Source organism: Pelomonas caseinilytica (genome assembly GCF_021353235.1).
GTDB classification, from domain to species: domain Bacteria; phylum Pseudomonadota; class Gammaproteobacteria; order Burkholderiales; family Burkholderiaceae_C; genus Pelomonas; species Pelomonas caseinilytica.
Window position 1 is genome coordinate 1 of record NZ_JAJTWT010000020.1, and the last position, 25980, is coordinate 25980.

27 protein-coding genes, 2 tRNA genes and 1 pseudogene are annotated in these 25980 nt (G+C 69.5%); 13 read left to right on the forward strand and 17 right to left on the reverse strand.

The genetic code is table 11. The features are described from left to right. Positions 1 to 61: 61 nt before the first annotated feature. From LXT12_RS25635 to LXT12_RS25665, 7 genes are all read right to left on the reverse strand, one after another. The gene (locus LXT12_RS25635; RefSeq protein ID WP_233395194.1) at positions 62 to 310 is read right to left on the reverse strand and encodes a PAS domain-containing protein; all 249 of its coding nucleotides are present in this window, start codon (positions 308 to 310) and stop codon (positions 62 to 64) included. A 177-nt stretch (positions 311 to 487) separates the two neighbouring features. Further along, positions 488 to 562, reverse strand: a tRNA-Val gene (locus tag LXT12_RS25640). 46 nt (positions 563 to 608) lie between these two features. Next, a tRNA-Val gene (locus LXT12_RS25645) sits at positions 609 to 683 on the reverse strand. Between the two features lie 54 nt (positions 684 to 737). Then, positions 738 to 1466 (reverse strand): DNA polymerase III subunit epsilon, encoded by a 729-nt coding sequence (dnaQ, locus tag LXT12_RS25650; protein ID WP_233395196.1) that lies wholly within the window; start codon positions 1464 to 1466, stop codon positions 738 to 740. 3 nt (positions 1467 to 1469) lie between these two features. After that, positions 1470 to 2282, reverse strand: a complete 813-nt coding sequence (gene lgt / locus LXT12_RS25655; RefSeq protein WP_233395198.1) for a prolipoprotein diacylglyceryl transferase — start codon at positions 2280 to 2282, stop codon at positions 1470 to 1472. 71 nt (positions 2283 to 2353) lie between these two features. Then, positions 2354 to 2515, reverse strand: coding sequence for a hypothetical protein (locus LXT12_RS25660; RefSeq protein WP_233395201.1), 162 nt, complete (start codon positions 2513 to 2515; stop codon positions 2354 to 2356). 74 nt (positions 2516 to 2589) lie between these two features. After that, positions 2590 to 2850 (reverse strand): TIGR04438 family Trp-rich protein, encoded by a 261-nt coding sequence (locus LXT12_RS25665; protein ID WP_233395202.1) that lies wholly within the window; start codon positions 2848 to 2850, stop codon positions 2590 to 2592. A gap of 60 nt (positions 2851 to 2910) precedes the next feature. Here LXT12_RS25665 and LXT12_RS25670 point away from each other — a divergent pair, with 60 nt between their 5' ends. The 3 genes and pseudogenes from LXT12_RS25670 (at position 2911) to LXT12_RS27090 (ending at position 4774) form a co-directional block, all read left to right on the forward strand. Beyond that, a complete protein-coding gene (locus tag LXT12_RS25670; protein WP_233395204.1) occupies positions 2911 to 3207 on the forward strand; it encodes a c-type cytochrome in 297 nt (98 codons plus the stop codon). A 284-nt stretch (positions 3208 to 3491) separates the two neighbouring features. Next, positions 3492 to 4540: pseudogene (locus LXT12_RS25675) on the forward strand (esterase-like activity of phytase family protein); the annotation flags it as partial. 144 nt (positions 4541 to 4684) lie between these two features. Beyond that, positions 4685 to 4774, forward strand: coding sequence for a PEP-CTERM sorting domain-containing protein (locus LXT12_RS27090; RefSeq protein ID WP_349255051.1), 90 nt, complete (start codon positions 4685 to 4687; stop codon positions 4772 to 4774). Here LXT12_RS27090 and LXT12_RS27170 read toward each other — a convergent pair. Next, positions 4740 to 5261: a VOC family protein gene (locus LXT12_RS27170; RefSeq protein ID WP_255763792.1), complete on the reverse strand. Its 522-nt coding sequence runs from the start codon at positions 5259 to 5261 to the stop codon at positions 4740 to 4742. The two genes, LXT12_RS27090 and LXT12_RS27170, sit on opposite strands and share 35 nt — an antisense overlap. Next, on the reverse strand, positions 5227 to 5643 hold the full coding sequence (locus LXT12_RS25690) for a 4-oxalocrotonate tautomerase (protein WP_233395206.1): 417 nt from the start codon (positions 5641 to 5643) through the stop codon (positions 5227 to 5229). Before LXT12_RS25690 ends, LXT12_RS27170 begins: the two co-directional genes overlap by 35 nt. Positions 5644 to 5784: 141 nt before the next feature. Between LXT12_RS25690 and LXT12_RS25695 the strand changes: the two genes are divergently transcribed. Then, positions 5785 to 6408: a TetR/AcrR family transcriptional regulator gene (locus LXT12_RS25695; protein ID WP_233395208.1), complete on the forward strand. Its 624-nt coding sequence runs from the start codon at positions 5785 to 5787 to the stop codon at positions 6406 to 6408. A 49-nt stretch (positions 6409 to 6457) separates the two neighbouring features. Here LXT12_RS25695 and LXT12_RS25700 read toward each other — a convergent pair whose 3' ends face one another. Then, the gene (locus LXT12_RS25700) at positions 6458 to 7237 is read right to left on the reverse strand and encodes an AraC family transcriptional regulator (RefSeq protein ID WP_233395209.1); all 780 of its coding nucleotides are present in this window, start codon (positions 7235 to 7237) and stop codon (positions 6458 to 6460) included. An 87-nt stretch (positions 7238 to 7324) separates the two neighbouring features. Between LXT12_RS25700 and LXT12_RS25705 the strand changes: the two genes are divergently transcribed. Continuing rightward, the gene (locus tag LXT12_RS25705) at positions 7325 to 7672 is read left to right on the forward strand and encodes a hypothetical protein (RefSeq protein WP_233395212.1); all 348 of its coding nucleotides are present in this window, start codon (positions 7325 to 7327) and stop codon (positions 7670 to 7672) included. A gap of 296 nt (positions 7673 to 7968) precedes the next feature. Here the strand turns inward: LXT12_RS25705 and acs are convergent, their stop codons facing one another. Next, positions 7969 to 9930 carry an acetate--CoA ligase gene (acs, locus tag LXT12_RS25710; protein WP_233395217.1) on the reverse strand — a complete coding sequence of 654 codons (1962 nt, stop codon included), beginning with the start codon at positions 9928 to 9930 and terminating at the stop codon, positions 7969 to 7971. A gap of 119 nt (positions 9931 to 10049) precedes the next feature. On the opposite strand from acs, the gene LXT12_RS25715 reads away from it, so the two are divergent. Continuing rightward, on the forward strand, positions 10050 to 10679 hold the full coding sequence (locus tag LXT12_RS25715) for a TIGR00645 family protein (protein ID WP_233395219.1): 630 nt from the start codon (positions 10050 to 10052) through the stop codon (positions 10677 to 10679). Between the two features lie 11 nt (positions 10680 to 10690). Here the strand turns inward: LXT12_RS25715 and fumC are convergent, their stop codons facing one another. After that, positions 10691 to 12076 (reverse strand): class II fumarate hydratase, encoded by a 1386-nt coding sequence (gene fumC, locus LXT12_RS25720; RefSeq protein ID WP_233395221.1) that lies wholly within the window; start codon positions 12074 to 12076, stop codon positions 10691 to 10693. A gap of 112 nt (positions 12077 to 12188) precedes the next feature. On the opposite strand from fumC, the gene LXT12_RS25725 reads away from it, so the two are divergent. Then, a complete protein-coding gene (locus tag LXT12_RS25725; RefSeq protein ID WP_233395222.1) occupies positions 12189 to 13730 on the forward strand; it encodes a fumarate hydratase in 1542 nt (513 codons plus the stop codon). On the opposite strand, the gene LXT12_RS25730 is transcribed toward LXT12_RS25725, so the two are convergent. Then, a complete protein-coding gene (locus tag LXT12_RS25730; RefSeq protein ID WP_233395224.1) occupies positions 13731 to 14009 on the reverse strand; it encodes a hypothetical protein in 279 nt (92 codons plus the stop codon). Between the two features lie 83 nt (positions 14010 to 14092). On the opposite strand from LXT12_RS25730, the gene LXT12_RS25735 reads away from it, so the two are divergent. Next, positions 14093 to 14548: a GNAT family N-acetyltransferase gene (locus LXT12_RS25735; protein ID WP_233395226.1), complete on the forward strand. Its 456-nt coding sequence runs from the start codon at positions 14093 to 14095 to the stop codon at positions 14546 to 14548. An 11-nt stretch (positions 14549 to 14559) separates the two neighbouring features. Further along, on the forward strand, positions 14560 to 15576 hold the full coding sequence (gene ahr / locus LXT12_RS25740; RefSeq protein ID WP_233395227.1) for an NADPH-dependent aldehyde reductase Ahr: 1017 nt from the start codon (positions 14560 to 14562) through the stop codon (positions 15574 to 15576). 16 nt (positions 15577 to 15592) lie between these two features. Here the strand turns inward: ahr and LXT12_RS25745 are convergent, their stop codons facing one another. Genes LXT12_RS25745 through LXT12_RS25755 form a run of 3 tightly spaced genes read right to left on the reverse strand, consistent with a single transcriptional unit; the run spans position 15593 to position 19786 of the window. Continuing rightward, positions 15593 to 17473, reverse strand: a complete 1881-nt coding sequence (locus LXT12_RS25745; protein ID WP_233395229.1) for a DUF3857 domain-containing transglutaminase family protein — start codon at positions 17471 to 17473, stop codon at positions 15593 to 15595. Positions 17474 to 17526: 53 nt separating this feature from the next. Continuing rightward, positions 17527 to 18846, reverse strand: coding sequence for a mechanosensitive ion channel family protein (locus LXT12_RS25750; protein ID WP_233395236.1), 1320 nt, complete (start codon positions 18844 to 18846; stop codon positions 17527 to 17529). A gap of 4 nt (positions 18847 to 18850) precedes the next feature. Continuing rightward, positions 18851 to 19786, reverse strand: a complete 936-nt coding sequence (locus LXT12_RS25755) for a histone deacetylase family protein (RefSeq protein ID WP_233395238.1) — start codon at positions 19784 to 19786, stop codon at positions 18851 to 18853. 31 nt (positions 19787 to 19817) lie between these two features. Here LXT12_RS25755 and LXT12_RS25760 point away from each other — a divergent pair, with 31 nt between their 5' ends. Genes LXT12_RS25760 through mltB form a run of 4 tightly spaced genes read left to right on the forward strand, consistent with a single transcriptional unit; the run spans position 19818 to position 24859 of the window. Next, a complete protein-coding gene (locus tag LXT12_RS25760) occupies positions 19818 to 20756 on the forward strand; it encodes an AAA family ATPase (RefSeq protein WP_233395243.1) in 939 nt (312 codons plus the stop codon). 13 nt (positions 20757 to 20769) lie between these two features. Next, positions 20770 to 21756, forward strand: coding sequence for a DUF58 domain-containing protein (locus LXT12_RS25765; protein ID WP_233395245.1), 987 nt, complete (start codon positions 20770 to 20772; stop codon positions 21754 to 21756). Next, positions 21753 to 23792, forward strand: coding sequence for a transglutaminase TgpA family protein (locus tag LXT12_RS25770; protein ID WP_233395247.1), 2040 nt, complete (start codon positions 21753 to 21755; stop codon positions 23790 to 23792). The genes LXT12_RS25765 and LXT12_RS25770 overlap by 4 nt, the downstream gene beginning before the upstream one ends. After that, positions 23792 to 24859, forward strand: coding sequence for a lytic murein transglycosylase B (gene mltB / locus LXT12_RS25775; protein WP_233395248.1), 1068 nt, complete (start codon positions 23792 to 23794; stop codon positions 24857 to 24859). The genes LXT12_RS25770 and mltB overlap by 1 nt, the downstream gene beginning before the upstream one ends. Here mltB and LXT12_RS25780 read toward each other — a convergent pair. Beyond that, positions 24853 to 25935, reverse strand: coding sequence for a cyanophycinase (locus LXT12_RS25780; RefSeq protein ID WP_233395250.1), 1083 nt, complete (start codon positions 25933 to 25935; stop codon positions 24853 to 24855). The genes mltB and LXT12_RS25780 overlap by 7 nt on opposite strands. Between the last annotated feature and the right edge of the window lie 45 nt (positions 25936 to 25980).

The following is a 25980-nucleotide window of genomic DNA, read 5'->3' on the forward strand; positions in this document are numbered from 1 at the left end:
TCCCGGTGTCCGCGATCAGTTTGGAATGCTGTCCGCCATCAGCGTGGAACGGTGTCCGCCATCACGGCGGAATGCTGTCCGCCATCACAGCGGAACGGTGTCCGCGATCGCATGGAATACGCATCGTGCCCAGCAGTTCGTCGCGGCCCCGGCCGAACCAATCCTTGTAAGCCTGGTTGGCAAAGCGGCAGATCTGCCCGGCGTCCCAGTAGGCCACCATCGCATCAAGGTGATCGACAAGCTCGAGGACGAGGTCCGCGATGTCTGCCGTGCCCTGCGGGTTGGCGGTGTTCTTTGCGGAGTCAGGCATGCGCGCTCCAGGCATTCAAGCCCTAAGTCTGGGCCGTGCCGAGCGAGGGGCATTGCGCCATGTCAACACGCCGGCCTCGGGGGTCGGCTTGGCAACGCTTTGCCGCGGTCCAAGAAAAAAGCACCTGGCGTCTCCGCCAAGTGCTTGATTTCGGATCGGACGGCGGTGACGTCTCGATGGTGGGCGGTGCAGGGTTCGAACCTGCGACCCCTGCCGTGTGAAGGCAGTGCTCTACCGCTGAGCTAACCGCCCGGATTCTTGGGTGCGTTCGCTGCATTCAGGTCACCAGCGCGAAGGCTGGTGGGCGGTGCAGGGTTCGAACCTGCGACCCCTGCCGTGTGAAGGCAGTGCTCTACCGCTGAGCTAACCGCCCTGAATGCCGGGCTCGCGCCCGGTCTGCAGCTCCCGCTTTCCGGGAAGCCCGCGATTATGCCACGGGTTGAACGGGTTCCAGCTGGCGCCATTTGCAGGCGCCGCCCGCGGCCTTGTCGAGTTCGGCCAGGAGCTTGGCATGGGCCTCCATCTCCGCCGCGTCGGCCGTCAGCACGGGCAGTTGGAAGCGGCTCAGGTCCACGGCTTCGATCGACGCCTGGGCGTCACCGTGCGCGCCTTCGCCGTGTTCATCCATCAGCAGGGCGTCCTGGCCGCGCGTGAGGCGGATGTAGACGTCGGCCAGCAGCTCGGCGTCGAGCAGGGCGCCGTGCAGGGTCCGCTTGGAGTTGTCGACCTCGAGCCGTCGGCACAGGGCGTCCAGGGAATTGGCCTTGCCGGGGAAGAGGTCGCGCGCCATCAGCAGCGTGTCGCGCACGCCGCCGACGTGGTCGGTCAGCACGCCGCGCCTGAGCCGCTTCAGCTCCGCGTTGATGAAGCCGATGTCAAAGGGGGCGTTGTGGATGACGAGTTCGGCACCTGCGAGGAATTCGAGCAGCTGGTCGACGATCTCGGCGAACTTGGGCTTGTCCGCCAGGAATTCCTCGGTCAGCCCGTGCACCCGCAGCGCGTCCTCGTGGCTGGCGCGCTCCGGGTTGATGTAGAGATGCAGGTTGTTGCCGGTCAGCTGCCGGTTGATCATCTCCACGCAGCCGATTTCGATGATGCGGTCGCCCTTGTCGGCCTCCAGGCCGGTGGTCTCGGTATCGAAGAAGATCTGTCGCACGCTTCAACCCGCCGGTCGTTGGTTGCGCTTGGTGGCCCAGGCGAAGATCAGGGCGCCCACCACCACCATCGGCAGGCTCAGCCACTGGCCCTGGCTCAGCTGCAGGGCGCGCAGGCCGAGGAAATCGTCGGGCTCGCGGAAGTATTCGGCCACGAAGCGCAGCACGCCGTAGCCCATCATGAAGACGCCCGAGATCTGGCCCGTCGCGCGCGGCTTGCGCGCGTAGAACCACAGGATGATGAACAGCAGCAGGCCCTCGCCCGCCGCCTGGTAGAGCTGGGAAGGATGGCGCGCGATGCCGCCATCGTGGGCCTGCGGGAAGACCACGGCCCAGGGCAGGTCGGCCGGCGCAGGCCGCCCCCACAGCTCGCCGTTGATGAAGTTGCCCAGGCGCACCGCGGCGATGCCCAGCGGCACGCAAGGGGCGATCAGGTCCGACACTTCGAAGAAGCTGCGCCCACGCCGCCGGCCGAAGAGGTAGAGGCCCAGCAACACACCCAGCAGGCCGCCGTGGAAGGACATGCCGCCCTTCCAGACCTCGACGATCTCCGCCAGGTGATGAAGGTAGTAGTCGGGCTTGTAGAAGAAGCAGTAGCCCAGCCGGCCACCGAGCACCACGCCGAGCACGCCGTAGAAGAGCACGTCGTCCACGTCCTGCCGAGTCCAGCCCACCGCGGCGTGCTGGGGCATGCGGGCCCGCCGGCCGGCCAGCCACAGGAAGAGGCCGAAGGCGATCAGGTAGGTGATGCCGTACCAGTGGATGGCCAGGGGGCCGACACGGAGGGCGATGGGGTCGAACTGGGGATGAACCAGCATGCGCTAAGCAGGAAGGAGGAAGCGGCGCGCATCATAGCCAGCGTGCACGACGGCCTCGCGCCGGCCGTCGCTCAGGCCAGGCTGGCCAGCAGCCTGCGGGCCTCCTCGACGTTGCGCGGGTTGGCGCGCCGGTTCTGCACGAAGCGCTCCAGCGCACGGGCGCGTTCGAGATGGCGCAAGGTTTCGTCGGGCTGTTGAGTCTCGAGGGCGACGGGAAGCGGGCGGACATTCATGCGGCGGTCTCCGGAGTCATGCCCCGCGGATGCCCGGGTTTGCCCGGCGTGACTTCAGTTAGAGCGGCGACAGCTCAGCGCTTCTTGCGCGCGCCCGGCCGCGCCTGGCCGAGCGCTTCCATCTGCTGTTCGCGGCGCGAGGCCTTTTTCTTGTCCATGGCATCCATGGCCTTGCGCTGCGTCAACCCGCTGGCATCCGACCAGGCCCACCATGCCACCGCCAGCGCGAAGGGCGACAGGACGATCACCCACGCCCACACATCACTGTTGTGGAACTGCACCCAGCCGCCCAATCGCAACACGATGAAGAGCACACCGATCAATACGAAACCCATTCGGGCTCTCCTTCAGGTATCTTTTGCATTCACTGTAGTTCAACGCCTAGAAAGGTTCGCATGAAAGTCTTGATTCTCAGTCTTGCCCTCTTCGCCCCCGCCGCATTCGCCAACCAAGAATTGGCGCAGAAGAAGAATTGCATGGCCTGCCACGCGTTGGACAAGAAGGTCGTCGGCCCCGCCTACAAGGACGTGGCCGCCAAGTACGCCAAGGAAAAGGACGCGTACAAGAAACTGGCCGACAAGATCCAGAAGGGCGGCTCCGGCGTCTGGGGCCCCGTGCCCATGCCGCCCAACACCCAGGTGACCCCGGCCGAAGCCGAGACCCTGGCCAAGTGGGTGCTGACGGTCAAGTGACGCTGCGTCGCTGACGCCTCCTTGAAACGGGCCCCTCGGGGCCCGTTTCCTTTTGGGGCGGGCAGCACCTCCCTAGAACGCCAGGGCGGCGCATGGGCCGGCTTCACGGGGTGGTCACGGCAGCTTCCAAGAATCCGCCGCGCGCAGGCTGTTCTGCGCGCCTCACCCGGCCCCCGCCCATGAAGCCCACCCGCCTCCTGCCCTCCGCCATCGGCCTGGCCGTGGCACTCTGCGCTGGCTCCGCCGCACATGCCGCCTCGCCCAGCCTCGAAGGCTGGGCCGTCATGCCCGCCGCCACCTTCTCCGACGGCCCCACCTCCGGCCAGTTCGGCTTCGCCAACGCCGCCAGCCCGGCCAACAACCCGCCCTACCTGAACCTTCAGCCGGTGCAGGGCTTCTCGGGCGTGCTGCAAGGCGCCGGTGGCAGCTACCGCTTCCTGGTCGACAACGGCTTCGGCACGCAAGCCAGTTCGGCCGATTCGCTGCTGCGCATGTACGCCGTGCTGCCGGACTTCCGCACCGCCAGCGGCGGCAGCGGCACCGTCTCCGCCGCCGACTGGGCCACAGGCGCGGCCCGCGCCGGCTTCGACGCCAGCACCCGCATCACGCTCAGCGACCCGAACCGCAAGCTCGGCTTCGCCATCCAGGCCGACTACGCGCAGTACTACAACGGCAGCGCCAGCCTGAACCCCAAGGGCATCGCCGTGGACGCCGGCATCCGGGCCAACCAACTGCTGACCGGCGCCGACCTCGACACCGAGAGCGTGCGCCAGGACAAGTACGGCCATCTCTGGTTCGGCGACGAATTCGGCCCCTACCTCGTGAAGACCGACGCCACCGGCAAGGTGCTGGCGCGCGACGTCAGCCTGCCCGGCGTCTACGCACCGGAGAACGCCTACCGCGGCGCCGCGCCGGCCAACCTGGGCGGCTCGCGCGGATTCGAGGGCATGGCCATCAACAAGGGCGGCGACCGCCTCTACACCCTGCTCGAAGGCACCGTCACGGGCGACCCCGCCAAGACGCTGCGCATCAACGAGTTCAACATCGACACCAACGCCTACGCCGCTGGCAGCTGCTCTACAAGCTCGATGCCAACGGCACCAACATCGGGGACATGACGGCGATCAACGACCACGAATTCATCGTCATCGAGCGCAACGGCGCGACGGCCACCGGCGGCACGCCGTTCAAGAAGCTGTTCAAGGTGGACCTGAGCAAGGTGGGCGCCGACGGCACCGTCGAGAAGACCGAACTCGTCGACCTGATAAACATCGCCGACCCCAGCGATCTCAACGGCGACGGCAGCACGACCTTCACCTTCCCGTACGTGACCATCGAGAACGTGCACGTCGTCGACGCGCACACGCTGCTGGTGGTCAACGACAACAACTTCCCCGGAGGCGGCGGCCGCGCGCTGACCTCGGACAACACCGAGTTCCTGAAGATCCACCTCGACCAGGCGCTGAACGTGTCGCCCGTGCCGGAGCCGGCCAGCGTCGCCCTGATGCTCGGCGGCCTGGTGCTGATCGGGCTCAAGGTGCGCAACGGCCAGCACCGGCGCCCATAGGCCAGATCCGGGCCTCGACACCGGAGCGCGGCTGCCCAGCAGCTGCGGGCGGATGCCGCGCAGCCAAGCGCAGGATGCGAACGCCCAGCGCCGCGAATCTGGCGCAGGCGGCGGCGTCTGGTACCGACAACGCGATGTGCCCATAGGCCGCGCCGGGCTCGTAGTGATCGCGATCCCAGTTGTGCGTGAACTCAATCGCCGGCGAGGTCTCTTCGCTGCCGTAGCCTACGAAGGCCAGAGTGAATCTCCCGCTTGGGTAGTCCTCCCGCCGGAACAAGGTCATTCCCAAGATGCCCACGTAGAACGACAGGGAGCGCTCGAGATTGCCTACGCGCAGAGTCAACGGAGTGAATTGGGTAGGCCATGAAGTTCTCTGTTCAGTTTGGGCGGAATGGCGGAGCCGTGCGGCGCCTCGATCTGACTCGCGGCGCCGCCCGGCCAAGGCGGCTTCCTCAGCCCTTGCCGACCTCGGCGCCAAGCTCGGCATTGGTCAGGGCCTTGCCGTTCATGTTCCAGGTGCCATCCACGGCATGCACGCCGTTGGACCAGATGCGCTCGACCGGCAACTTGCCACCCGATAGGTCGTGAATGATCTGCGTAGCTTCTCCGAAGAAGGCGGCTTGCACCTCATGGCTGGCCAATGCGAAAGCTGGCGTCTTGGTCTCGATCCAGGCGCCGTCGACTTCCTCACCGCCGGCGAAGCTCATGCCCTTCGGCAGGACGTTCACGTGCGCGGTGATGTTGGGCGTCATGACCTTGTTGCCCGTCAGGCCGTGATGCTTCAGCAGCGCTGCGGTGATCTGGGCGATCGCTTGGCGCTCAGTACCCCGGGGAAGGACGCCTTCGGTGAGGGTGAGAGTGATGGGCATGTCGGAACTCCAATTGAGGGATGTGACTCACCGATGTCGTGGCAAGTCCGATCGTCAACATAACGATCGTTATCCGAGATTACATAACGATCGTTATCCCGTCAATTACACTGCTCAAAAAACTTGACGAGGAGAGTTCCCATGTCGCGGACCGAGCAGAAGGCGCAGACCCGTCAGCGCATCGTTGAGGCCTCCGGGCGAGGCTTCAAACGGGGTGGCTTTGGCGGAATTGGGATCGACGGCCTGGCCAAGGAAGCCGGCGTCACATCTGGCGCCTTCTACGTGCACTTCTCGTCCAAGGAGGCCGCCTTCAAGGAGGCGGTGCTGAGCGGCATCGATGAACTCAGAGCGGCTGTCGAACGGCTGCGCGCGACCAGCGGCGCCCAATGGGTGGAGGCTCTCGTGGACTTCTATCTCGGCTACAAGCGCGTCTGCGAGCTGGGAGACAGCTGCGCCATGCAGTCACTGATTCCCGAGGTAGGCCGAGCCGGCGATCACATCAAGGCTGCGGTGCAGGAGCACATGATCGAGCTGGCGCAAGCCATTGCCGATGGCTTGCCCGAAGGCAAGCCCGAGGAACGTCTGGAACGAGCCTGGGCGTTGATGGCACTACTTTCCGGCGGCGTGACGCTGGCGCGCGCCACAAGCGACCCGGGCGCCTCTGAGGCGATCGCCAACGCGGTCCGCAGAGCTGCACTGCAGGTTGGACTCGCCCCCGCAGCGCCTGCTCCACGCGGAAGCCGGATCGCTCAAGTCCGTTCTTGACGCTTGCGCCCATGCCGGTCGGATTGACGAGCGGTTTTGCAGACCTTCCTCAGCAGTAGCGCCCGGGCGGCAGCAGCCGCGCGGGCGCTTCGCCCGTCGCGCGCTGCATCTCGCGCACGAAGTGCGACTGGTCGTAGTAGCCGGCGCCCATGGCCACATCGGTGAGCGTCATGTCGGCCGCGTAGCTCAGCACGGCCGAGCGCAGCCGGGCCGCCCGTGCGTAGCGCTTGGGGCTGACGCCGACACCGGCCGTGAAGCGCCGCTCCAGCGTGTCGACGCTAACCCCCAGGGCCTGGGCCAGCGCCGAGATCCTGATCTCCGCGAGATCGCGACGGATACGATCCACCGCCGCGAACACCAGCGCATCCACCGCCGGGCCGGCCAGGATGCGTTCGGCCACGGCGGACTCCAGCAGGCGCATGCGCGCCGCATCGTCCGGCGCGCCGGCCAGGCTGTCGCCCAGCGCCTCGAGCTGCCGCACGGGCCACAGGCTGGACAGATCGACACTGCGCTCGACGATCCGGCGCGCATCGACGCCGAGGGCCGCGGCCGCCGCCGGATGCAGATGGGCCAGCACGAGCACGCCTCCCGCCGACGTGTGGATGGTGCGAGACGTGCAGTGCACGCCCGTCAACGTGAAGCGAGGCAACGTCTCCCAACCGCCCTGCCGCCACTGCCGCCACTGCCGCGCACAGCCGCCGATGCGCACGCCGACGCTGAGCCGGCTCTCGGCCACCAGCGTGCGCTGCAGTGGTTGGTCCACGCGCAGCACCGCCAGGCCTTCGATCAGGCCGCCGGGGGCGGAGACGTCGGAGCGAATCAACTTCATGGCGTGTGCGGCAAGGCTGCGGAAATTGTCCAATCCGGCGCCGGATCCTGCCGGCATCCTGCAGGCATTTCCACACCGCGACATGCCATGCCCGTCTTTGCCTTCCTCTACCGTCCCACCCGCGCGCTGGACGCGACCGAACTGAACGACCGCACGCAACGCATCCGCGCATGGGTGCTGGCCCGGCGCGAAGCCGGCCAGGTGCTGTCCGTGTCCGTGTTCGACAAGGCGGGCAGCGTGCTCAGCCATGAGGGCGACGCCGGCGAGCCCGAGGTCTCGCCTCTGGCGGGCTGCACGCTGGTCAGCGCCGCCGACCTGCCCGCCGCGCTGGCCCTGGCCCGGGACTTTCCGGGCCGCCAGTTCGGCACCGACATCGAGGTGCGGCCGGTCGTCACCTTCCTGCCGCCACCGGCGCAGGCGGCTCAACAGGCCTGACCGCGCCGGGCGCGGCCTGCAACAGCCCGGTCAGTAAGCCTGACCGAGCTGTTCCAGGATGGCGGGGTTCTGGTGCTCGCTCACATCACAAGCGATATGAGCAAGCCCCGAATCCGGCCTTCGGCTGCGCCGACCGCGCCGGGCGCGGCCTGCAACAGCCCGGTCAGTAAGCCTGACCGAGCTGTTCCAGGATGGCGGGGTTCTGGTGCTCGCTCACATCGCAAGCGATATGAGCAAGCCCCGAATCCGGCCTTCGGCTGCGCCGACCGCGCCAGGCGCGGCCTGCAACAGCCCGGTCAGTAAGCCTGACCGAGCTGTTCCAGGATGGCCGGATTCTCCAGCGTGCTGGTGTCCTGGGTGACGGCTTCGCCCTTGGCGACCGCGCGCAGCAGGCGGCGCATGATCTTGCCCGAGCGGGTCTTGGGCAGGTTGTCGCCGAAGCGGATGTCCTTGGGCTTGGCGATGGGGCCGATCTCCTTGGCCACGTGGTCGCGCAGCTGCTTGGCGATGGCCTTGGCCTCGTCGCCGCTCGGGCGCGGGCGCTTGAGCACGACGAAGGCGCAGATGGCCTCGCCCGTGGTGTCGTCGGGGCGGCCGACGACGGCCGCCTCGGCCACCAGCTCCGTGCAGCTGACCAGGGCCGACTCGATCTCCATCGTGCCCATGCGGTGGCCCGAGACGTTGAGCACGTCGTCGATGCGGCCGGTGATGGTGAAGTAGCCGGTTTCGGCATCGCGGATGGCGCCATCGCCCGCCAGGTAATAACCCTTGAGTTCGGCGGGGTAGTAGCTCTTCTTGAAGCGCTCCGGGTCGCCCCAGATGGTGCGGATCATGCTGGGCCAGGGCTTCTTGACGACCAGGATGCCGCCCTGGCCATTGGGCACGTCGTTACCCGTCTCGTCGACGATGGCGGCCTGGATGCCCGGGAAGGGCAGCGTGCAGGAGCCCGGCACCAGCGTCGTGACGCCCGGCAACGGCGTGATCATGTGGCCGCCGGTCTCGGTCTGCCAGAAGGTGTCGACGATGGGGCAGCGGCCGCCGCCCACGTGCTGGTGGTACCACTCCCAGGCCGCCGGGTTGATGGGCTCGCCCACCGAACCGAGCAGGCGCAGGGAGGAAAGGTCGTAGTTCTTGGGGTGCACGGCCTCGTTGGTCTCGGCCGCCTTGATGAGGGAGCGGATGGCCGTGGGCGCCGTGTAGAAGATGCTGACCTTGTGCTTCTGGATCATCTGCCAGAAGCGGCCGGCGTCCGGGTAGGTGGGCACGCCCTCGAAGACGATCTCGGTGCCGCCCAGGGCCAGCGGGCCGTAGGTGATGTAGGTGTGGCCGGTGACCCAGCCGATGTCGGCCGTGCACCAGAAGACGTCGCCATCTTTGAGGTCGAAGGTCCACTTGGTGGTGAGGGCCGCATGCAGCAGGTAGCCGCCGCTGCTGTGCTGCACGCCCTTGGGCTTGCCCGTGGAGCCCGAGGTGTAGAGCAGGAAGAGCGGATGCTCGGCCTCGACCCACACCGGCGGACAGGTGGTGGACTCGGCCGACATCAGGTCGTGCAGCCACAGGTCGCGGCCTTCGGTCCAGCCGATCTTGCCGCCGGTGCGCTTGTAGACGATCACGTCCTTCAGCGTGGGGCAGGCGCCGCCTTCCAGCGCCTCGTCCACGATGGCCTTGAGCGGCAGGGCCTTGCCGCCGCGCAGCTGCTCGTCCGCGCAGATGAGGGCCACGGCGCCTGCGTCCTGCACGCGGTCGCGCAGCGATTGGGCCGAGAAGCCGCCGAACACGACCGAGTGGGTGGCGCCGATGCGGGCGCAGGCCTGCATGGCCACCACGCCTTCGACGGACATGGGCATGTAGATGACGACCCGGTCACCCTTCTCGATGCCCCGCGCCTTGAGCGCATTGGCCAGTTGGCTGACCTTGCCGAGCAGCTCGGCATAACTGACCTTCGTGACGGCACCGTCGTCGGCCTCGAAAATGAGCGCCGTGCGGTCGCCCTTGCCGGCCTCGACATGGCGGTCCAGGCAGTTGTAGGAGACGTTGAGCTTGCCGTCCTCGAACCACTTGAAGAACGGGGCGCTCTCCTCGTTGAGGGTCCTGGTGAAGGGCGTCTGCCAGCTCAGCAGCTCGCGGGCCAGGCGGGCCCAGTAGCCGGCGTAGTCCTTCTCGGCCTCGGCCACCAGCGCCGCATAACCGGCCTCACCCTTGACGTGGGCGTTCGCGACCCACTCGGGGCTGGGCGGATAGGTGTTCAGCGTGCTCATGGCTTGTCTCCTGAAAGTGCTTGGCGCGGACTGTGATAGTGGCGACTGACGATGTCCTTACTCTGGAACGCCGGCCATCCCACCTAGAATTTCCGGCCATTGTTGCCCGGCCCGCCCTCATGCCCTCCGACCCCCAGCTGCGCCCCCTGCCCCGCTTGATCTTCGCCAGCCGCTGGCTGCAGTTGCCGCTGTACCTTGGCCTCATCCTGGCGCAGGCGGTCTACGTCTTCCAGTTCTGGACGGAGCTGGTGCACCTGATCGAGGCCGCCTTCGGCGACCAGCACGCGCTGGAGATCCTGATCAAGAGCATTGGATACAAGAGCGTGGCCATCAAGGATGCGGCGGGAGCCGTCATCGGCTACGAGCCCATCGCCAAGCTCAACGAGACCATCCTGATGCTGGTCGTGCTCGGCCTCATCGACGTGGTGATGATCTCCAACCTCCTGATCATGGTGATCGTCGGCGGCTACGAGACCTTCGTGTCGCGCATGGATCTCGAAGGCCACCCCGACCAGCCCGAATGGCTGAGCCACGTCAACGCCTCGGTGCTCAAGGTCAAGCTCGCCACCGCCATCATCGGCATCAGCTCCATCCACCTGCTCAAGACCTTCATCAACGCCGACAACTATGCGGAGAAGACGTTGATGTGGCAGACCATCATCCACGTCGCCTTTCTGCTGTCTGCCATGGCCATCGCCTTCACCGACCGCCTGCTGCCGCAGCCGCCGCGCAACGGCGACAGACACTGAGGCGGGGGGCGTCAGCGCCCCACCATACGGCCCGGCACCACCCAGGCGTCGAACTGCTCGGCCGTCACATGGCCGAGCGCCAGCGCCGCCTCTCGCAGGCTCGTGCCCTCCCGGTGAGCCTTCTTGGCGATCTGCGCGGCCTTGTCGTAGCCGATGTGGGTGTTGAGCGCCGTCACCAGCATCAGCGAGCGCTCCACCAGCTCGGCGATGCGGCCTTCGTTGGGCTCGATGCCGGCGGCGCAATGCGCGTCGAAGCTGCGCATGCCGTCGCCCAGCAGCCGCACGCTCTGCAGGAAGTTGTGAATCACCATCGGGCGGAAGACGTTGAGCTCGAAATTGCCCGAGGCACCGCCGATGTTGATGGCCACGTCGTTGCCCATGACCTGGGCGGCCAGCATGGTGACGGCCTCGCTCTGCGTCGGGTTGACCTTGCCCGGCATGATGGACGAGCCCGGCTCGTTCTCCGGGATGCGGATCTCGCCGATGCCGCTGCGCGGGCCACTGGCCAGCCAGCGCACGTCGTTGGCGATCTTGGTCATGCTGGCGGCCAGGGTCTTGAGGGCGCCGTGGGCGTGCACGAGGGCGTCGCAGGAGGCCATGGCCTCGAACTTGTTCGGCGCCGTGACGAAGGGCTGGCCCGTCAGCCGCGCCAGCTCCGCGGCCACCTGCTCGGCATAACCCTTGGGCGCGTTGAGCCCGGTGCCGACCGCAGTACCACCCAGGGCCAGTTCGTGCAGGTGGGGCAGCGCCGCACGGACATGGCGTTCGCCCTGGGCCAACTGCGCCACCCAGCCGGAGATTTCCTGGCCCAGGGTCAGGGGCGTTGCGTCCTGCAGGTGGGTGCGGCCGATCTTGACGATGCCGTCGAAGGCCTCGGCCTTGGCCGCCAGCGTCGCCCGCAGCGCCTGCAGCGGCGGCATCAGCCTCTCGGCGAGGGCCTGCGCGGCCGCCACATGCATGGCGGTCGGGAAGACGTCGTTGCTGCTCTGGCTGCGGTTGACGTCGTCGTTGGGGTGCACCAGCCGCCCTTCGCCGCGCGGGCCGCCCAGCAGCTCGCTCGCCCGGTTGGCCAGCACCTCGTTGACGTTCATGTTGGTCTGGGTGCCCGATCCCGTCTGCCACACGACGAGGGGGAACTCGTCGGCATGCCGGCCCGCGATGACCTCGTCGGCGGCGGCGACGATGGCCTGGGTCCTGGCCGCATCCTGCAGGCCGAGCGCCTCGTTCACGACCGCCGAGGCGCGCTTCACCAGCGCCAGCGCACGGATGAGTTCGGGCGACTGGCGCTCGCCGGAGATGTCGAAGTTCTGCAGCGAGCGCTGGGTCTGCGCCCCCCAGAGCCTGTCGGCCGGCACCTCGATGGGGCCGAAGGTGTCACGCTCGATGCGGGTGTCCATGGCGTCAGCTTCTCGTCGGCGGAAAGGGCCAGCATAGTCACCCCGCCCAACCCCTTGGTCTGTAGGGGCGCCGATAATTCCGCCTAACTCCTTCCCGCCGCCCAGACCCGCCATGACCGTCACGATCCGCCAGCAAGATCTCATCGACAGTGTTGCAGCCGCCCTGCAGTACATCAGCTACTACCACCCGGCCGACTACATCCAGCACCTGGCCCGCGCCTACGAGGCCGAGGCCTCGCCGGCGGCCAAGGACGCCATCGCGCAGATCCTCACCAACAGCCGCATGTGCGCCGAAGGCAAACGGCCCATCTGCCAGGACACCGGCATCGTCAACGTCTTCCTCAAGATCGGCATGGACGTGCGCTGGGAAGGCTTCACCGGCAGCCTCGAGGACGCCATCAACGAAGGCGTGCGCCAGGGTTATCTCAACCCCGAGAACAAGCTGCGCGCCAGCGTCCTGGACGACCCCATCTTCGCCCGCAAGAACACCCGCGACAACACGCCCGCCGTCGTGCAGATGGAGGTGGTGCCCGGCAACACGGTGGACGTGATCGTCGCGGCCAAGGGCGGCGGCTCCGAGAACAAGAGCAAGGTCTACATGCTCAACCCCAGCGACGACATCGTCGACTGGGTGCTCAAGACCGTGCCCACCATGGGTGCCGGCTGGTGCCCGCCGGGCATGCTGGGCATCGGCGTGGGCGGCACGGCCGAGAAGGCTGCCCTGCTGGCCAAGCAGGCGCTGATGGAAGACATCGACATGTACGAGCTGCTGCAGCGCGGCCCGCAGAACAAGCTCGAGGAACTGCGCATCGAGCTCTACCAGAAGGTCAACGCCCTGGGCATTGGCGCGCAGGGCCTGGGCGGCCTCACGACCGTGCTGGACGTCAAGATCAAGACCTTCCCGACCCACGCCGCCAGCAAGCCCATCGCCATGATCCCGAACTGCGCGGCCACGCGGCATGCGCACTTCGTGCTGGACGGCAGCGGTCCGAGCTACATCGAGCCGCCGAGCCTGGACCTGTGGCCCGACGTGCACTGGGCGCCGGACTACAACAAGAGCAAGCGCGTCGACCTGAACACGCTGACCAAGGAGCAGGTTGCCAGCTGGAAGCCGGGCGACACCCTGCTGCTCAACGGCAAGATGCTGACCGGCCGCGACGCCGCCCACAAGCGCATCCAGGACATGCTGGCCAAGGGCGAACCCCTGCCGGTGGACTTCACCAACCGCGTCATCTACTACGTCGGCCCCGTCGACCCGGTGCGCGACGAGGTCGTCGGCCCGGCCGGCCCCACCACCGCCACGCGCATGGACAAGTTCACCCGCATGATGCTGGAGAAGACCGGCCTCATCGCCATGGTGGGCAAGGCCGAGCGCGGCCCGGTCGCCATCGAGGCCATCAAGGACGCCAGGAGCGCCTACCTGATGGCCGTCGGCGGCGCCGCCTACCTCGTCAGCAAGGCCATCAAGGGGGCCAAGGTCGTCGGCTTCGAGGACCTGGGCATGGAGGCCATCTACGAGTTCGACGTGGTCGACATGCCGGTGACGGTGGCCGTGGACGCCAGCGGCACCAGCGCCCACGTCACGGGCCCGGCCGAGTGGCAGCAGCGCATCGCCTCGGGCAAGCCGGTCGGCATCCCCGTCGCCGCGGGCTGATCAGCGCCTGGGCGGGGGCGCCGAGGCACCCGCAGCCGGTGGCGGCGCGTCCTTGGGGCGGCAGGCCAGCGGCCTGCCGTCGGGCGCCCAGCAGCTGCCCTTCACCGTGCGATCGCCATGGGTGAAGCTGCAGTCCGCACCGGCCTTGGCTGTCTTGCAGGCGGCCAGGGCCTCGGGCGGCGGGCCGCGGTGCTCGCCACCGGGCGGCGGGCCGCCTTGGGGCTGGGCACCCGCGGCGCAGGCGGCGAGCCACAGGGCGGGGATGAGCAGGGGTTTCATCGGGGCTCCTTGAAGTGGACGACGCCCATCATGCGACCCCATCGTGTGCCAACGATGGAGAAGGCCTCCACAATGCGCGCGCCATGATCCACATCCGAACCCTCCAACCCGCGGACCGCGCCGCCTGGCAGCCGCTCTGGGACGGCTACAACGCCTTCTACGGCCGCGCCGGCGAGACGGCCCTCCCCGCCGCCGTCACCGAAGCCACCTGGGCCCGCTTCTTCGACGCCTACGAGCCGATGCACGCCCTCGTCGCCACCGACGAGGCCGGCGCCCTCCTCGGCCTCGTGCACTACCTCTACCACCGCAGCACCACGCGCATCGAGCCGACCTGCTATCTGCAGGACCTCTTCACCGCGCTTGAGGCCCGCGGACGCGGCATCGGCCGCGCCCTGATCGAAGGCGTCTACGCCGCGGCCCGCGCGGACGGCGTCAAGCGCGTGTACTGGCAGACCCACACCACCAACACCGCCGCCCGCGCCTTGTACGACCAGGTGGCGGAACATCGCGGCTTCATCATCTACGGCAACGACGCCTGAGGACTCCCGCCATGACCGACCTCTTCCGCGCCTACGCCGCCCACTCGGCCGGCGGCCCGCTGCAGCCCTTCGACTTCGACCCCGGCCCCCTGGGCGACGAGGACGTCGAGATCACCGTGGAGCATTGCGGCATCTGCCACTCCGACCTCGCCATGATCGACAGCGAGTGGTTCCCCGCGAGCTACCCGGTCGTGCCCGGCCACGAGGTCGTCGGCCGCATCACGGCGCTGGGCCCACGGGCCAAGGGCCGGGAGATCGGCCAGCGCGTCGGCGTGGGCTGGCACACCGGCAGCTGCACCCACTGCAACTTCTGCCTCGGCGGCGAGCAGCACCTGTGCGCCAAGCGCCAGCCGACGCTCATCGGGCGCCATGGCGGCTTCGCCGACCGGCTGCGTTCGCACTGGAGCTGGGCCATCCCCATCCCCGACGGCCTCGACCCCGCCGCCGCCGGACCGCTGATGTGCGGCGGCGGCACCGTCTTCCTGCCTTTCGTGCTGCATTCGATCAAGCCGACCGACCGCGTCGGCGTGGTCGGCATCGGCGGCCTGGGCCACCTGGCCGTCAAGTTCGCACGCGCCTGGGGCTGCGAGGTGACGGCCTTCACGTCCTCGCCCTCCAAGCGCGACGAGGCCCTGGCGCTGGGCGCGCACAAGACCCTGTCCAGCGTCGACAAGGCCGAGCTCAAGGCCGCCGCCGGCAGCCTGGACTTCCTGCTCATCACCGTCGGCGCCGCGCTGAACTGGGACGCTTTGCTCGCCACGCTCGCGCCCAAGGGCCGCATGCACCTCGTGGGCGTCGTGACCGACGCGCTGGCCCTCAAGAGCGGCGGGCTGCTGAGCTGGCAAAAAAGCCTCTCGGCCTCGCCCACGCCACCTCCCTCGGTGCTGGCGACGATGCTGCAGTTTTCGGCCCGCCACCAGATCTTGCCCCAGGTCGAGCGCTTCCCGATGAGCCGCGTCAACGACGCCCTCGATCACCTGCGCAGCGGCAAGGCGCGCTACCGCGTCGTGCTCGACGCGGATTTCTGAGCGGCGCCCCGGGCGCTCACTTGTAGAGCACCTGCTGGCGGAGGTCGTTCAGCAGGGGCTGCATGGCATCGTGGTAGGCCGCATTGGTTTCGGCCGAACAGACGTTGGCCGGCATGCGGTCCGTCACCGCGCGCTTGACGTGCAGCACCCGCCCTTCGAGCTTGTAGCTGCTCTCGTAGCTCACCAGCGGGCCGTTGACGGCGATGCCCTCGGGGATGGACAGCACCTGCATGTTGGCTGGCAGCGTGATGTCGTAGACCTCCTCGCTGTGCGATGAGAAGCACAGCGTCGGGTGGCCCTCGGCCGGCTGCAGGGCGTACTTCGCATAGGACCCCACCGGAGCGGCGCTGAAGAGGAAGGGCCCGATGCCGAAGGCGCCCGCCGCGCCCATGCGCAGCAGCGGCTTGCTCTGGAACCTGGCCTCGTAGCTGAGGGCGTCGGTGCGGGCCTGCAGGTCGGAGGTCTTCAGCAACTGGCCGTCCGCGGGCACGCGCGCGCCTTCGAAATGGCGCTTGACGACGGTCTCGAGCTGGTCCTTGCTCAGGCCCTTGAGCGCCAGGCGCATCTGCTGGCCGAAGCGGCCCTGGGCTTCGAGGCTGACCTCGCCTTCGATGGCACCGTCGGCCCCGATGCGGTAGGCCGCGACGACGCGCTGGCTGGCGCGGCCGTCCTCAACGGGCGTGCGGGCCGGAACGTCGTCCGAAACCGCCAGGACGGGCTTGTCCTGCACCAGGATGGGCAGGTCGCCGAAGAGGGTGTCGGCGCTGGTCGAGTCGAGGAAAAGCTTCTGCGACGGCACGTAGTTGATGACGTGGTTGACCATGCTCAGCACGGGCACGCTCGGCAGGCGGTACTGCGAGCCGGCATTGACCAGCACCTGGTGGCTGGCGATGCCCTTGGCCTGGAGCAGCGCCTGCAGCAGCGTCGCGTGGTCCTTGCAGTCGCCCATGCGGTTGTCGAGCACGACAGCAAGGTCCCGCGGGACGACGGCGCCGATGCCGACACAGTTGCCGCCGTAGCTGATCTCGCGGGCGACCCAGTCGTACAGCGCCCTCACCTGCGCCCGCGGCTCGTCGATGCCCTGGGTGATCTGCTCGGCCAGCGCCTGGACGCGCGGCGTCACGGCCGCCTTCGGGGCGGCCCGCTCGACGTAGCGCTCGACGATCTCGCGCTGGCTCTCGAAGCTGGAGACGGCGTAGCCGGGGTCGTCGCGGTAGTCGTAGACCGTGAAGTCCGTGCGTTCGCTCAGCACCGGCTGGGGGTTGCTGAAGGTCCAGCTCAGCACCTGCCGCTTGCCCACGACCTTCTGCGTGAAGGCCATGTCGCGCGCCTCGTGGAGCAGCTTCATGCCGGCCGGCGCGTCCACCGTGATGCTGACGCGGTCGAAGGCGTACTGGCGGCTGAAGCTGTCCTCCCGGGAAAACTTGCCGGGAAACAGCGGCTGGCGGGTGGTGATGCGGTAGCTCAGCTCGACGGCATCGCCGGCCTGCACGTCGGGGAAGACCACCGTGGTCTCGTTCCAGTCCGAGAACAGCGCGGCGCCGCCCTGCCGGCCCGAGGCCGTGCGCAGCTGGTAGTTGCTCTTGGGCACCTTGATGCGGCGCCCGTCGGCCTTGCGGGTGAAGGCGTCCAGGATCTCCAGCTTCTGCGCGCTGGCGCTATGGCTCACCGTGCGCTGGCGCAAGCCCTCGGCCGCCTCGGCCTTCACGGCCCGCATCACGCTGCGGTAGGTGCTGACCTCGCTGCCGTCCTCGGCGACGACATGCTGCTCGGTCTGCAACTCCACGCGGACCGGGATGTCCGTCGCCACGCGCGCCGCCTCGGCGGCGAATCCCTGGCCACCGGCCAGCATCGACAGGGCGAGCACCGCCCCCAGCTTCACCCACCACGCCTTCATCCGACCTCCCTGGCCTTGTCATCGAGCGGCAGGATTCTCCACCGAAGAAGGCGTCAGGCGGGTGGGGTGCGGGCACCGTCGGGCTGGGGAATATCCACCTTGGCTGGCGGCAGCCCGGCCTGGTGCACGACCCGCTGCGGATAGGGAATGTCCACGCCCAGGCCCTGCAGGGTGCGCAGGATGGCCAGGTTCACATCCGAGCGCACGCCGCCGCTGCCGTTCTCGGGGTCCATGATCCAGAAGTAGATGGTCAGCTCCAGGCCGTCGGCGGCGAACTGGCTGAGCTGCACCGCCGGGCCCGGGGCACTCAGCACCCGAGGCACCTCGGCCACCGTGGCCGTGAGGCGGCCCATCACGGCCTCGACGTCGCAGCCGTAGGCCACCTGCACCACGGTCGACAGCAGCACCCGCGGGTCCGCCAGGGAGGAGTTCTCGACGCGCTGCGTGATCAGCAGCTCGTTGGGCACGATGGCCTCCTTGCCGCCGAGCGAGCGGATCACGGTGTAGCGGGTCTTGATGTCGGTGACCCGGCCCTCGAAGTTGTCCACCTTGACCATGTCGCCGATGCGCAGCGACCGTTCGGCCAGGATGACGAAGCCGCTCACATAGTTGGCCGCGAGCTTCTGCAGGCCGAAGCCCAGGCCCACGCCCAGCGCGCCGCCCAGCACGCCCAGGGCGGTCAGGTCGATGCCTGCGGCCGACATCGCGAAGAGCAGGCCCACGAAGAGCAGCAGCGAGCGGATGGCGTTGGCCGCGATCTTGCGCATGGACAGGTCCAGCGACTCGCGGCGCAGCAGCTGCGCCTCGATGGCAGAGGAGATCCACAGGGCCACCACCAGCACCAGAGCCGCCGTGGAGCCGCCTTCGATGAGGTTGCGCAGCGTCAGGTGGACGTTGCCGAACTTCCAGCCGATGTCGTCCAGCTCGTCCATCATCACCGGCCACAGGCCCGTGACCCAGAGCACGGCGCCGATCCAGATCAGCCACGAGCCCAGCCTCTCGACGGCCTTGATGACGGTGGAGCTGGGCCAGGCCGCCGCCAGCACGCGGGCGACGAGGCGTATGACCGCGAGCGACACCAGCAGCGGCAACACCAGCTTGAACACCGCCGGCGCCAGGCCCCAGACCTTGAGCAGCGGCCGGGCGGCCAGGGCCAGGCCCACGGCCAGCAGCGGGAAGAGCGCCCCGTCGACGACGCGCTCGCCGAAGAGCACGCTCAGGCCGCGGCGCTCCTTCACCCGCGACAGGATGACGGTGACCAGGCCGGCCAGCAGCAGGCAGCCCAGCAGCAGGGCCCATTCGCCCAGCGCGGTCGCGCTGAAGGCGCGGCCCAGCAGGGCCTGGAGTTCATTCAGGCTCAGAGGTTGATGCATGGTGTCAGAGGTCGGCCAGGGCGCGGAGATGGACCGCGACGCTGCGCGCCAGGGCCTGCAGGTTGTACCCGCCTTCCAGCACCGAGACGATGCGGCCCCGCGCGTGGCGCTCGGCCACGGCCTTGATCTTCAGGGTGATCCACTCGTAGTCGGCCTCGACGAGGCCCAACTGGCCGAGGTCGTCGTCGCGGTGGGCGTCGAAGCCGGCGGAGACGAAGATCATCTGCGGCTTGAAGCGCTCCAGCGCGGGCAGCCACATGGCCTCGACGATCTCGCGCACCTCGCCGCCGCGCGTGTAGGGCGGGATGGGCACGTTGACCATGTTGGTGCCCTTGGGCACGGCGCCGCTGTAGGGGTAGAGGGGATGCTGGAAGAGGCTGACCATCAGCACCCGGTCGTCGCCCGCGATGATGTCCTCGGTGCCGTTGCCGTGGTGGACGTCGAAGTCGACGATGGCCACGCGCTCCAGGCCGCGCACGTCCAGCGCATGGCGGGCCGCGATGGCCACGTTGTTGAAGAAGCAGAAGCCCATGCTCTGGTCGCGCGTGGCGTGGTGGCCGGGCGGGCGCACGGAGCAGAAGGCGTTGTCGGCGCGGCCGTCGATGACCATGTCGGTGGCCTGCACGGCCGCCCCCGCCGCCACCAGCGCGGCGCGCCAGGTGTGGGCGTTGGCGGAGGTGTCGGGGTCGACCGCCCGCCGCTCGCCGCTGGCCTCGCACTCGCGCAGCACGGCGCCCATCTCGGCGACGTAGGCGTGGGTGTGGGCCAGTTCCAGGTCCTTGGGGTCCACCGGCCGGGCGTCGACGTGCTGCAGGGCCGGCTCCAGGCCGGAGGCGATCAGCCAGTCGTCGATGGCGGACAGCCGCTCGGGGCACTCGGGGTGGCCGGGGCCCATCTCGTGGCGCCGGCACTCGGGGGGATTGAAATACGCAGTCGGCATGGAATGCTTGTCTCTTGCTATGGTGCAGCTCATGACGCAAGCCCCATCACGATCGCTGGCAGCGCAGCTGCTGGCGCTGCAAAACCAGATTAGCACGGTCATCAAGGGCAAGCCGGCCCAGATCTCCGATTCCCTGGCCTGCCTGATCGCGGGCGGCCACCTGCTGATCGAGGACCTGCCCGGCGTCGGCAAGACGACGCTGGCGCATGCCCTGGCCATCTCGCTCGGCCTGAAGTTCTCGCGCCTGCAGTTCACCGCCGACCTGCTGCCCAGCGACCTGCTGGGCGTCAGCGTCTACGAGCGCGAGAAGCAGGCCTTCGCCTTCCACGCCGGCCCCGTGTTCGCCCAGGTGCTGCTGGCCGACGAGATCAACCGCGCCGGGCCCAAGACCCAGAGCGCATTGCTCGAGGCGATGGAGGAGCACCAGGTCAGCATCGACGGCCAGACCCACGCCCTGCCCGAGCCCTTCTTCGTCATCGCCACGCAGAACCCGAGCGAGCAGCTCGGCACCTTCCCGCTGCCGGAGTCGCAGCTGGACCGTTTCCTGATGTGCATCTCCCTCGGCTACCCCGACGCCGCCGCCGAGCGCGAGCTGCTGATGGGCGAGGACAGCCGCGAGCAGCTGCGCGCCCTGCGGCCGGTGATGACGCCGGCAGAGCTGATCGCGGCCCAGGCCGCCGTGCGCCGGATCCACGCCGCCGCACCGCTGCTGGACTACCTGCAGGCCCTGATCGCCGCCACCCGCTCGGGCCAGTGGTTCGCCGAAGGCCTGTCGCCCCGCGCCGGCCTGGCCGTGCTGCGGGCGGCGCGGGCCCGGGCCTTGCTGCAGGGGCGCGACTACGTCTCGCCCGACGACGTGCAGGCCATCCTGCCGCAGACCATCGCCCACCGGCTCCAGCCCCGCGCCGGCGCCGGCCGCGGCGCCCGCGAGCAGGTGCGCGCCATGATCGAGGCGATTCCCCTTCCATGAAGCCGCGGTCCAGGTGACTTCGCTCGCTTCGCCCCTGCGCCGCCGCTGGCAAGCCTGGTGGCAGGCCCGCCAGCCCGTGGCCGACACGCACGCCACGACCCAGCGCAACGTCTACATCGTGCCGACCATCGCCGGCCTGGCGTTCTGCGGCACGCTGGGCGTGCTGCTGCTGGCCTCGATCAACGAGCAGCTCAGCCTCGGCTATGCCCTGACCTTCGCGCTGACCGGGGCGGGCCTCGCGTCCATGCACACCACGCACGCCAACCTGCGCGGCCTGGAGATGGACCTCAAGGCGCCGGACGGCGTGCACGCGGGGGACGAGTTCACGCTGGAGCTGCGCATGCACAACCGCGGCCACGCCCGCTTCGGCATCGCCGTCAGCGCCCAGCTCGACAGCGGCGCCACTGAGCCCGCCTGGGTGGACGTGCCGGCCCTCGGCCATGCAGCGCTCAAGCTGCGGCTGCCCGCCGGCCGGCGCGGCCTGCGCGAACTGCCGCGCCTCATCGTCACCACGCGCTTCCCCCTGGGCTTCTTCCGCGCCTGGAGCTACTGGCGGCCGGCCAGCCGGGTCTGGGTCTACCCGCGCCCCGACGACGTGCCGGCCCCCTTCCCGCCCCAGGCTGAAGCCGGCGCCGGCGAGGCCGCAACGGCGCGCGCCGCCCCCGGCGGCACGGACTTCTCCGGCGTGCGCGCCTACCGCCGCGGCGACTCGCTCAAGCAGATCCTGTGGCGCAAGTCCGCCCTGGCCCTGGAGCAGGGCCTGCCGCTGTGGGTGCGCGACACCGAGTCGCCCCTGTCCCGCGACCTCTGGCTGGACTGGCGCGACACCCAGGGCCGCGACACCGAAGCCCGGCTGTCACGCCTGACGGCCTGGGTGCTGGCCGCCGAGCGCCAAGGCCTGCCCTACGGCCTGCGGCTGCCCGCAGGCGAGACGCCGCCGGGCCTGGGCCCGGCCCACCGCCAGGCCTGCCTGGAGCGGCTGGCGGAGTTCGAGGCATGAACACGGTGGCGACCTCCCCTGCCCCATCCACCGGCTGGTGGGCGCGCCTGCCGCGCGACACGCGGGACAGCCTCTTCCTGCTCGGCGTCATCGCCGCCGTCGTCGCCCCGCATGCCACCCACCTGCCCTGGTGGAGCAGCGCACTCACCGGCGTGGTGCTGGCCTGGCGGGGACTGCTGGCCTGGCGCCAGCGCCCCCTGCCCAGCCGCTGGGGGCTGTTCGGCATCGTCGTCATCTACGCCGGCATGACGTGGCTGACCTTCCGCACCCTCGTCGGCCGCGAGGCCGGCATCACGCTGCTCGTCATGCTGATGGCGCTCAAGACGCTGGAGTTGCGGGCGCGCCGCGATGCCTTCGTCGTGTTCTTCCTCGGTTTCTTCCTGGTGCTGACGCAGTTCCTGTACTCACAGTCGCTGCTGACGGCGCTGTGGTCCCTGGCCTCGCTGTGGGGCCTGCTCGCCGCCGTGGTGCTGGCGCAGATGCCCACCGGCGTGCCCAGCATCGCCATCGCCGCGCGCCGCGCAGCGGGCACGACGGCCCTCGGCCTGCCGGTGATGGTGTTGCTCTTCGTGCTCTTTCCGCGCATCGCGCCGCTGTGGGGCGTGCCCACCGAGGCCATCGGCCGCACGGGCCTGTCCAACCAGCTCGAGTTCGGCGCGATGAACGAGGTCGCCAACGACGACAGCATCGCCCTGCGGCTCAAGTTCGAGGGCCCCCTGCCGCCGCCGGACCAGCGCTATTTCCGCGGCCCCGTGCTGACCCGCTTCGACGGCAAGACCTGGCGCGCGCCCAGCCCCGCCGTCAGCCAGAGCTGGCTGCGCGGGCGCGACGACCTCGCCACCACCGGCCCCGCCGTGCGCTACGAGATGACGCTGGAGCCGCTGCGCCTGCCCGTGCTGCCGCTGCTGGAGATGAGCCCGGGCGGCCCGGGCAGCGAGATGGCCCTGGTCGACCTGACGGTCACGCGCGGCCCCGAGCTGCAGTGGCTGTCGCCGCGGCCCATCACCGAGCGTCTGCGCGTGCAGGCCTCGGCCTACGCCGGCTGGCAGGCCGGCCTGCGGCGCAACCGCCTGCAGCAGGCCACCGACCTGGAGCTGCCGCCCGGCCTCAACCCCCGCAGCCTCGCCTGGGCGCGGGCGCTGAGCGAGCAGCCGCGCTTCGCCGGCCTGGCCGCCGGCCCGCGGGCCGAGGCGCTCGCCGCGGCGCTGCTGGAGCATGTGCGGACCAACGACTTCCTCTACACCCTCTCGCCCGGCCGCTACGGCGAGGCCTCGCCCCACGTCATCGACGAGTTCTGGCTCGACCGCCGCCTGGGCTTCTGCGAGCACTTCGCCTCGGCCTTCGTCGTGCTGATGCGCGGCATGGGCGTGCCGGCGCGCATCGTCACCGGCTTCCAGGGCTGGGATGCCGAGGCCCAGGACGGCTACCAGGTCGTGCGCAACGCCAATGCCCACGCCTGGGCCGAGTTCTGGGTGGAGGGCCGCGGCTGGGTGCGCAGCGACCCGACCGCAGCCGTCGCGCCCAACCGCGTCACCGAAGGCCTGGCGCTGCGTCCGCAGCCGGGCGTGATCGGGCAGCTCAACCCGACGCTGTGGCGGGCCTTGCGCAACGGCTGGGAGACGCTGGACAACCGCTGGCAGCAGTTGGTGCTGAACTACTCGCGCCAGAACCAGTTCGACCTGCTCAAGCGCCTGGGCTTCGCCCAGCCCGACTGGGCCGCCCTGGGCCAGGCCCTGGCCGGCGTCATCCTGCTGCTGGCGACGGCCTCGGCCGGCTGGATACGCTGGAGCAGCCGGCCGCACGACGCCTGGAGTCGCCAGCGCGCCCGCATCGCCGCCCTGCTCGCCCGCGCCGGCGTGCCGGCGCCGGCCCACGAAAGCCCCGCCGCCTGGGCGCGCGCCCTGCGCCGGCAACTGGGCCAGAAGGCCGAGCCCGCGGCGCAGTGGCTGGAGCGGCTGGAGCGCCATCGTTATGCCGGCTCTGCGCCGCCCGCCTGGGCGGAGTTCCGCACCGCGGCCCGTATGCTGCGGGCGTGATGTCGCTGAAGTCCCGCTCCCTGCTCGTCGCCGCCAGCCTCCTGCTGGCCCTCTCCGTCCAGGCCAAGCCGCGCCACGCCAAGGCGCCACCGCCGCCCCAGCCCCTGGGCCCGCGCCCGGCCCTCGTCGCCTTCGCCGACGACCTCGCCACCACCCAGGGCTGGGACGCGGCAGCCCTGCGCGAGCAGCTTGCCCAGGCGCTGGACCTGCCGCGGGTGCGCCAGCTCATCCTGCCCGCCAAGGCCGGCATCGCCAAGAACTGGACGGCCTACCGCGACCGCTTCATCGAGCCGAAGCGGCTCGACGCTGGCGTGGCCTTCTGGGATGAGAACGAGGCCGCCCTGGCGCGCGCCGAGAGCCAGTACGGCGTGCCGGCCGAGGTGGTCATCGGCATCCTCGGCGTGGAGACCTTCTACGGCCGCATCACCGGCGGCTTCAAGGTGCTGGACGCGCTGGCGACGCTGGCCTTCGACTTCCCCGATGAGCACCCGCGCGCCGCCGAGCGCCAGGCCTTCTTCCGCAAGGAGCTGGCCGAGTTCCTCAAGCTGTGCCGCGAGAACGGCCTGGACGCCGCCGACGTGCGCGGCAGCTATGCCGGCGCCCTGGGCCTGCCGCAGTTCATGCCCGGCAGCTGGCGCCAGCACGCCGTGGATTTCGACGGCGACGGCCGCATCGACCTGATCGCCAGCCCCGCCGACGCCATCGGCAGCGTGGCCCACTACCTGGCCGAGTACGGCTGGAAGCCCGGCCAGGCCACGCACTACAGCGTCAGGCTGCCCACCGCGCCGGCCGCGCGCCGCCACCTGCTGGCGCCCGACATCAAGCCCAGCTTCAGCGCCGCCGACCTGATCGAGGCGGGCGCCGAACCGTCCGAGGCCGCGCGCGACCATGCCGGCCCCATGGCCGTCATCGAGCTGCAGAACGGCCCCAGGAAGCCCACCACCGTGCTGCTCGGCACCGAGAACTTCTGGGCCGTCACCCGCTACAACTGGTCGGCCTATTACGCGCTGGCGGTCATCGAGCTGGGCCAGGCCGTCAGGGCCCGGCGCCTGCAGGCACGTCAGTAGGGATAGGGCATCAGCACGCCGGCCTCGGCGGAGATGAAATAGGGCGACTCGGTCGGCCAGGTGGCGAGGTTGTACTGCCCGCCGGCCACGCGCTTCTCGACCTGCAGGCTGCGGAAGGTCAGCGGCGTCTTGGCCTTGACCGTCGTCGGCGCCACCGTCGGCTTGAGGAAGTAGGCACTGCCGGTGCGGCCGCCCGCGCCGTCGTCGTTGCCCATGACGGTGGCGATGTCGCCGTCCACCACCACGGCCGTCTGCTCGTCGACGCCGATGCCGCGCAGCGACTGCCAGCCGGCCCAGCCGTCGGCCGACAGACGCGCCAGGAAGGTGACGAGCCGGCCCATGCGGTCGCGGGTGACGAGGTGGGCGTCGGTGATGACGCCCGCCATCAGCGGCAGCGCGTTCAGGAAGCTGCGGTCCAGCGTGACGTTGCGGTTGTAGGGGTTGGCCAGGGCGTCGGCCGAGGTCACCGACTGGTTGGCGCCGGAGTAGTCGAACTGGCCCAGCACCGCCAGGCCCGCGCTGGTCCCGCCGAAGGGCACGTGCCGGGCCACGGCCGCCTTCATGGCGGCTTCCAGGGGCGTGCCGGCCCAGAGGGCGATGTAGGTGGACTGGTCGCCGCCGGCGATGAAGAGCACGTCGGCGCGGTTGACCAGGTCCAGCACCTCGGGCGCGCTGGAACCGTTGCGCGTCTTGAGGACGATGGACTCGACCGAGTCGACGCCGTCCATCGCCATGAGGTAGGCGTTGTAGCCGTCGGCGCCAGAGGTGCGCAGGATGACGACGTCGACCTTGGAAGCCGTGCCGCCGCGGGCCTTGGCGATCATGGCGCGGAAGGCGTCGTCCACGTCGATGCCGCCGCCCATCAGCACGAGCAGGTTGCTCGCGGGCTGGGGCGGCAGGGCGTCGGCAGCGCTGCCGCTGCGGTAGAGGTCGTAGTCCTTGGTGCTGACCGTCGCCTTGGCGCCGGAGCCGGCGCTGCCGCCGCCGGCCCAGGCCGGCGCGGCGGCCAGGGCCGCGCAGAGCAGGCCCAGGGAAATGATGCGGCGCAGCCGCGACAGAGCTTGCGAGCCTTCCATGCGACGTCTCCTGGTGCATGCAGCGACCCGGCGAGTGTAGGCAGG

Coding starts and splice junctions, on each gene's coding strand:
- LXT12_RS25635 (WP_233395194.1), bottom strand. CDS start 310: ATGCCTGACTCCGCAAAGAACACCGCCAACCCGCAGGGCACGGCAGAC.
- lgt (WP_233395198.1), bottom strand. CDS start 2,282: ATGCTGGTTCATCCCCAGTTCGACCCCATCGCCCTCCGTGTCGGCCCC.
- LXT12_RS25660 (WP_233395201.1), bottom strand. CDS start 2,515: ATGAATGTCCGCCCGCTTCCCGTCGCCCTCGAGACTCAACAGCCCGAC.
- LXT12_RS25665 (WP_233395202.1), bottom strand. CDS start 2,850: ATGGGTTTCGTATTGATCGGTGTGCTCTTCATCGTGTTGCGATTGGGC.
- LXT12_RS25670 (WP_233395204.1), top strand. CDS start 2,911: ATGAAAGTCTTGATTCTCAGTCTTGCCCTCTTCGCCCCCGCCGCATTC.
- LXT12_RS27170 (WP_255763792.1), bottom strand. CDS start 5,261: ATGCCGAGCTTGGCGCCGAGGTCGGCAAGGGCTGAGGAAGCCGCCTTG.
- LXT12_RS25690 (WP_233395206.1), bottom strand. CDS start 5,643: ATGCCCATCACTCTCACCCTCACCGAAGGCGTCCTTCCCCGGGGTACT.
- LXT12_RS25695 (WP_233395208.1), top strand. CDS start 5,785: ATGTCGCGGACCGAGCAGAAGGCGCAGACCCGTCAGCGCATCGTTGAG.
- LXT12_RS25700 (WP_233395209.1), bottom strand. CDS start 7,237: ATGAAGTTGATTCGCTCCGACGTCTCCGCCCCCGGCGGCCTGATCGAA.
- LXT12_RS25705 (WP_233395212.1), top strand. CDS start 7,325: ATGCCCGTCTTTGCCTTCCTCTACCGTCCCACCCGCGCGCTGGACGCG.
- acs (WP_233395217.1), bottom strand. CDS start 9,930: ATGAGCACGCTGAACACCTATCCGCCCAGCCCCGAGTGGGTCGCGAAC.
- LXT12_RS25715 (WP_233395219.1), top strand. CDS start 10,050: ATGCCCTCCGACCCCCAGCTGCGCCCCCTGCCCCGCTTGATCTTCGCC.
- fumC (WP_233395221.1), bottom strand. CDS start 12,076: ATGGACACCCGCATCGAGCGTGACACCTTCGGCCCCATCGAGGTGCCG.
- LXT12_RS25725 (WP_233395222.1), top strand. CDS start 12,189: ATGACCGTCACGATCCGCCAGCAAGATCTCATCGACAGTGTTGCAGCC.
- LXT12_RS25730 (WP_233395224.1), bottom strand. CDS start 14,009: ATGAAACCCCTGCTCATCCCCGCCCTGTGGCTCGCCGCCTGCGCCGCG.
- LXT12_RS25735 (WP_233395226.1), top strand. CDS start 14,093: ATGATCCACATCCGAACCCTCCAACCCGCGGACCGCGCCGCCTGGCAG.
- ahr (WP_233395227.1), top strand. CDS start 14,560: ATGACCGACCTCTTCCGCGCCTACGCCGCCCACTCGGCCGGCGGCCCG.
- LXT12_RS25745 (WP_233395229.1), bottom strand. CDS start 17,473: ATGAAGGCGTGGTGGGTGAAGCTGGGGGCGGTGCTCGCCCTGTCGATG.
- LXT12_RS25750 (WP_233395236.1), bottom strand. CDS start 18,846: ATGCATCAACCTCTGAGCCTGAATGAACTCCAGGCCCTGCTGGGCCGC.
- LXT12_RS25755 (WP_233395238.1), bottom strand. CDS start 19,786: ATGCCGACTGCGTATTTCAATCCCCCCGAGTGCCGGCGCCACGAGATG.
- LXT12_RS25760 (WP_233395243.1), top strand. CDS start 19,818: ATGACGCAAGCCCCATCACGATCGCTGGCAGCGCAGCTGCTGGCGCTG.
- LXT12_RS25770 (WP_233395247.1), top strand. CDS start 21,753: ATGAACACGGTGGCGACCTCCCCTGCCCCATCCACCGGCTGGTGGGCG.
- mltB (WP_233395248.1), top strand. CDS start 23,792: ATGTCGCTGAAGTCCCGCTCCCTGCTCGTCGCCGCCAGCCTCCTGCTG.
- LXT12_RS25780 (WP_233395250.1), bottom strand. CDS start 25,935: ATGGAAGGCTCGCAAGCTCTGTCGCGGCTGCGCCGCATCATTTCCCTG.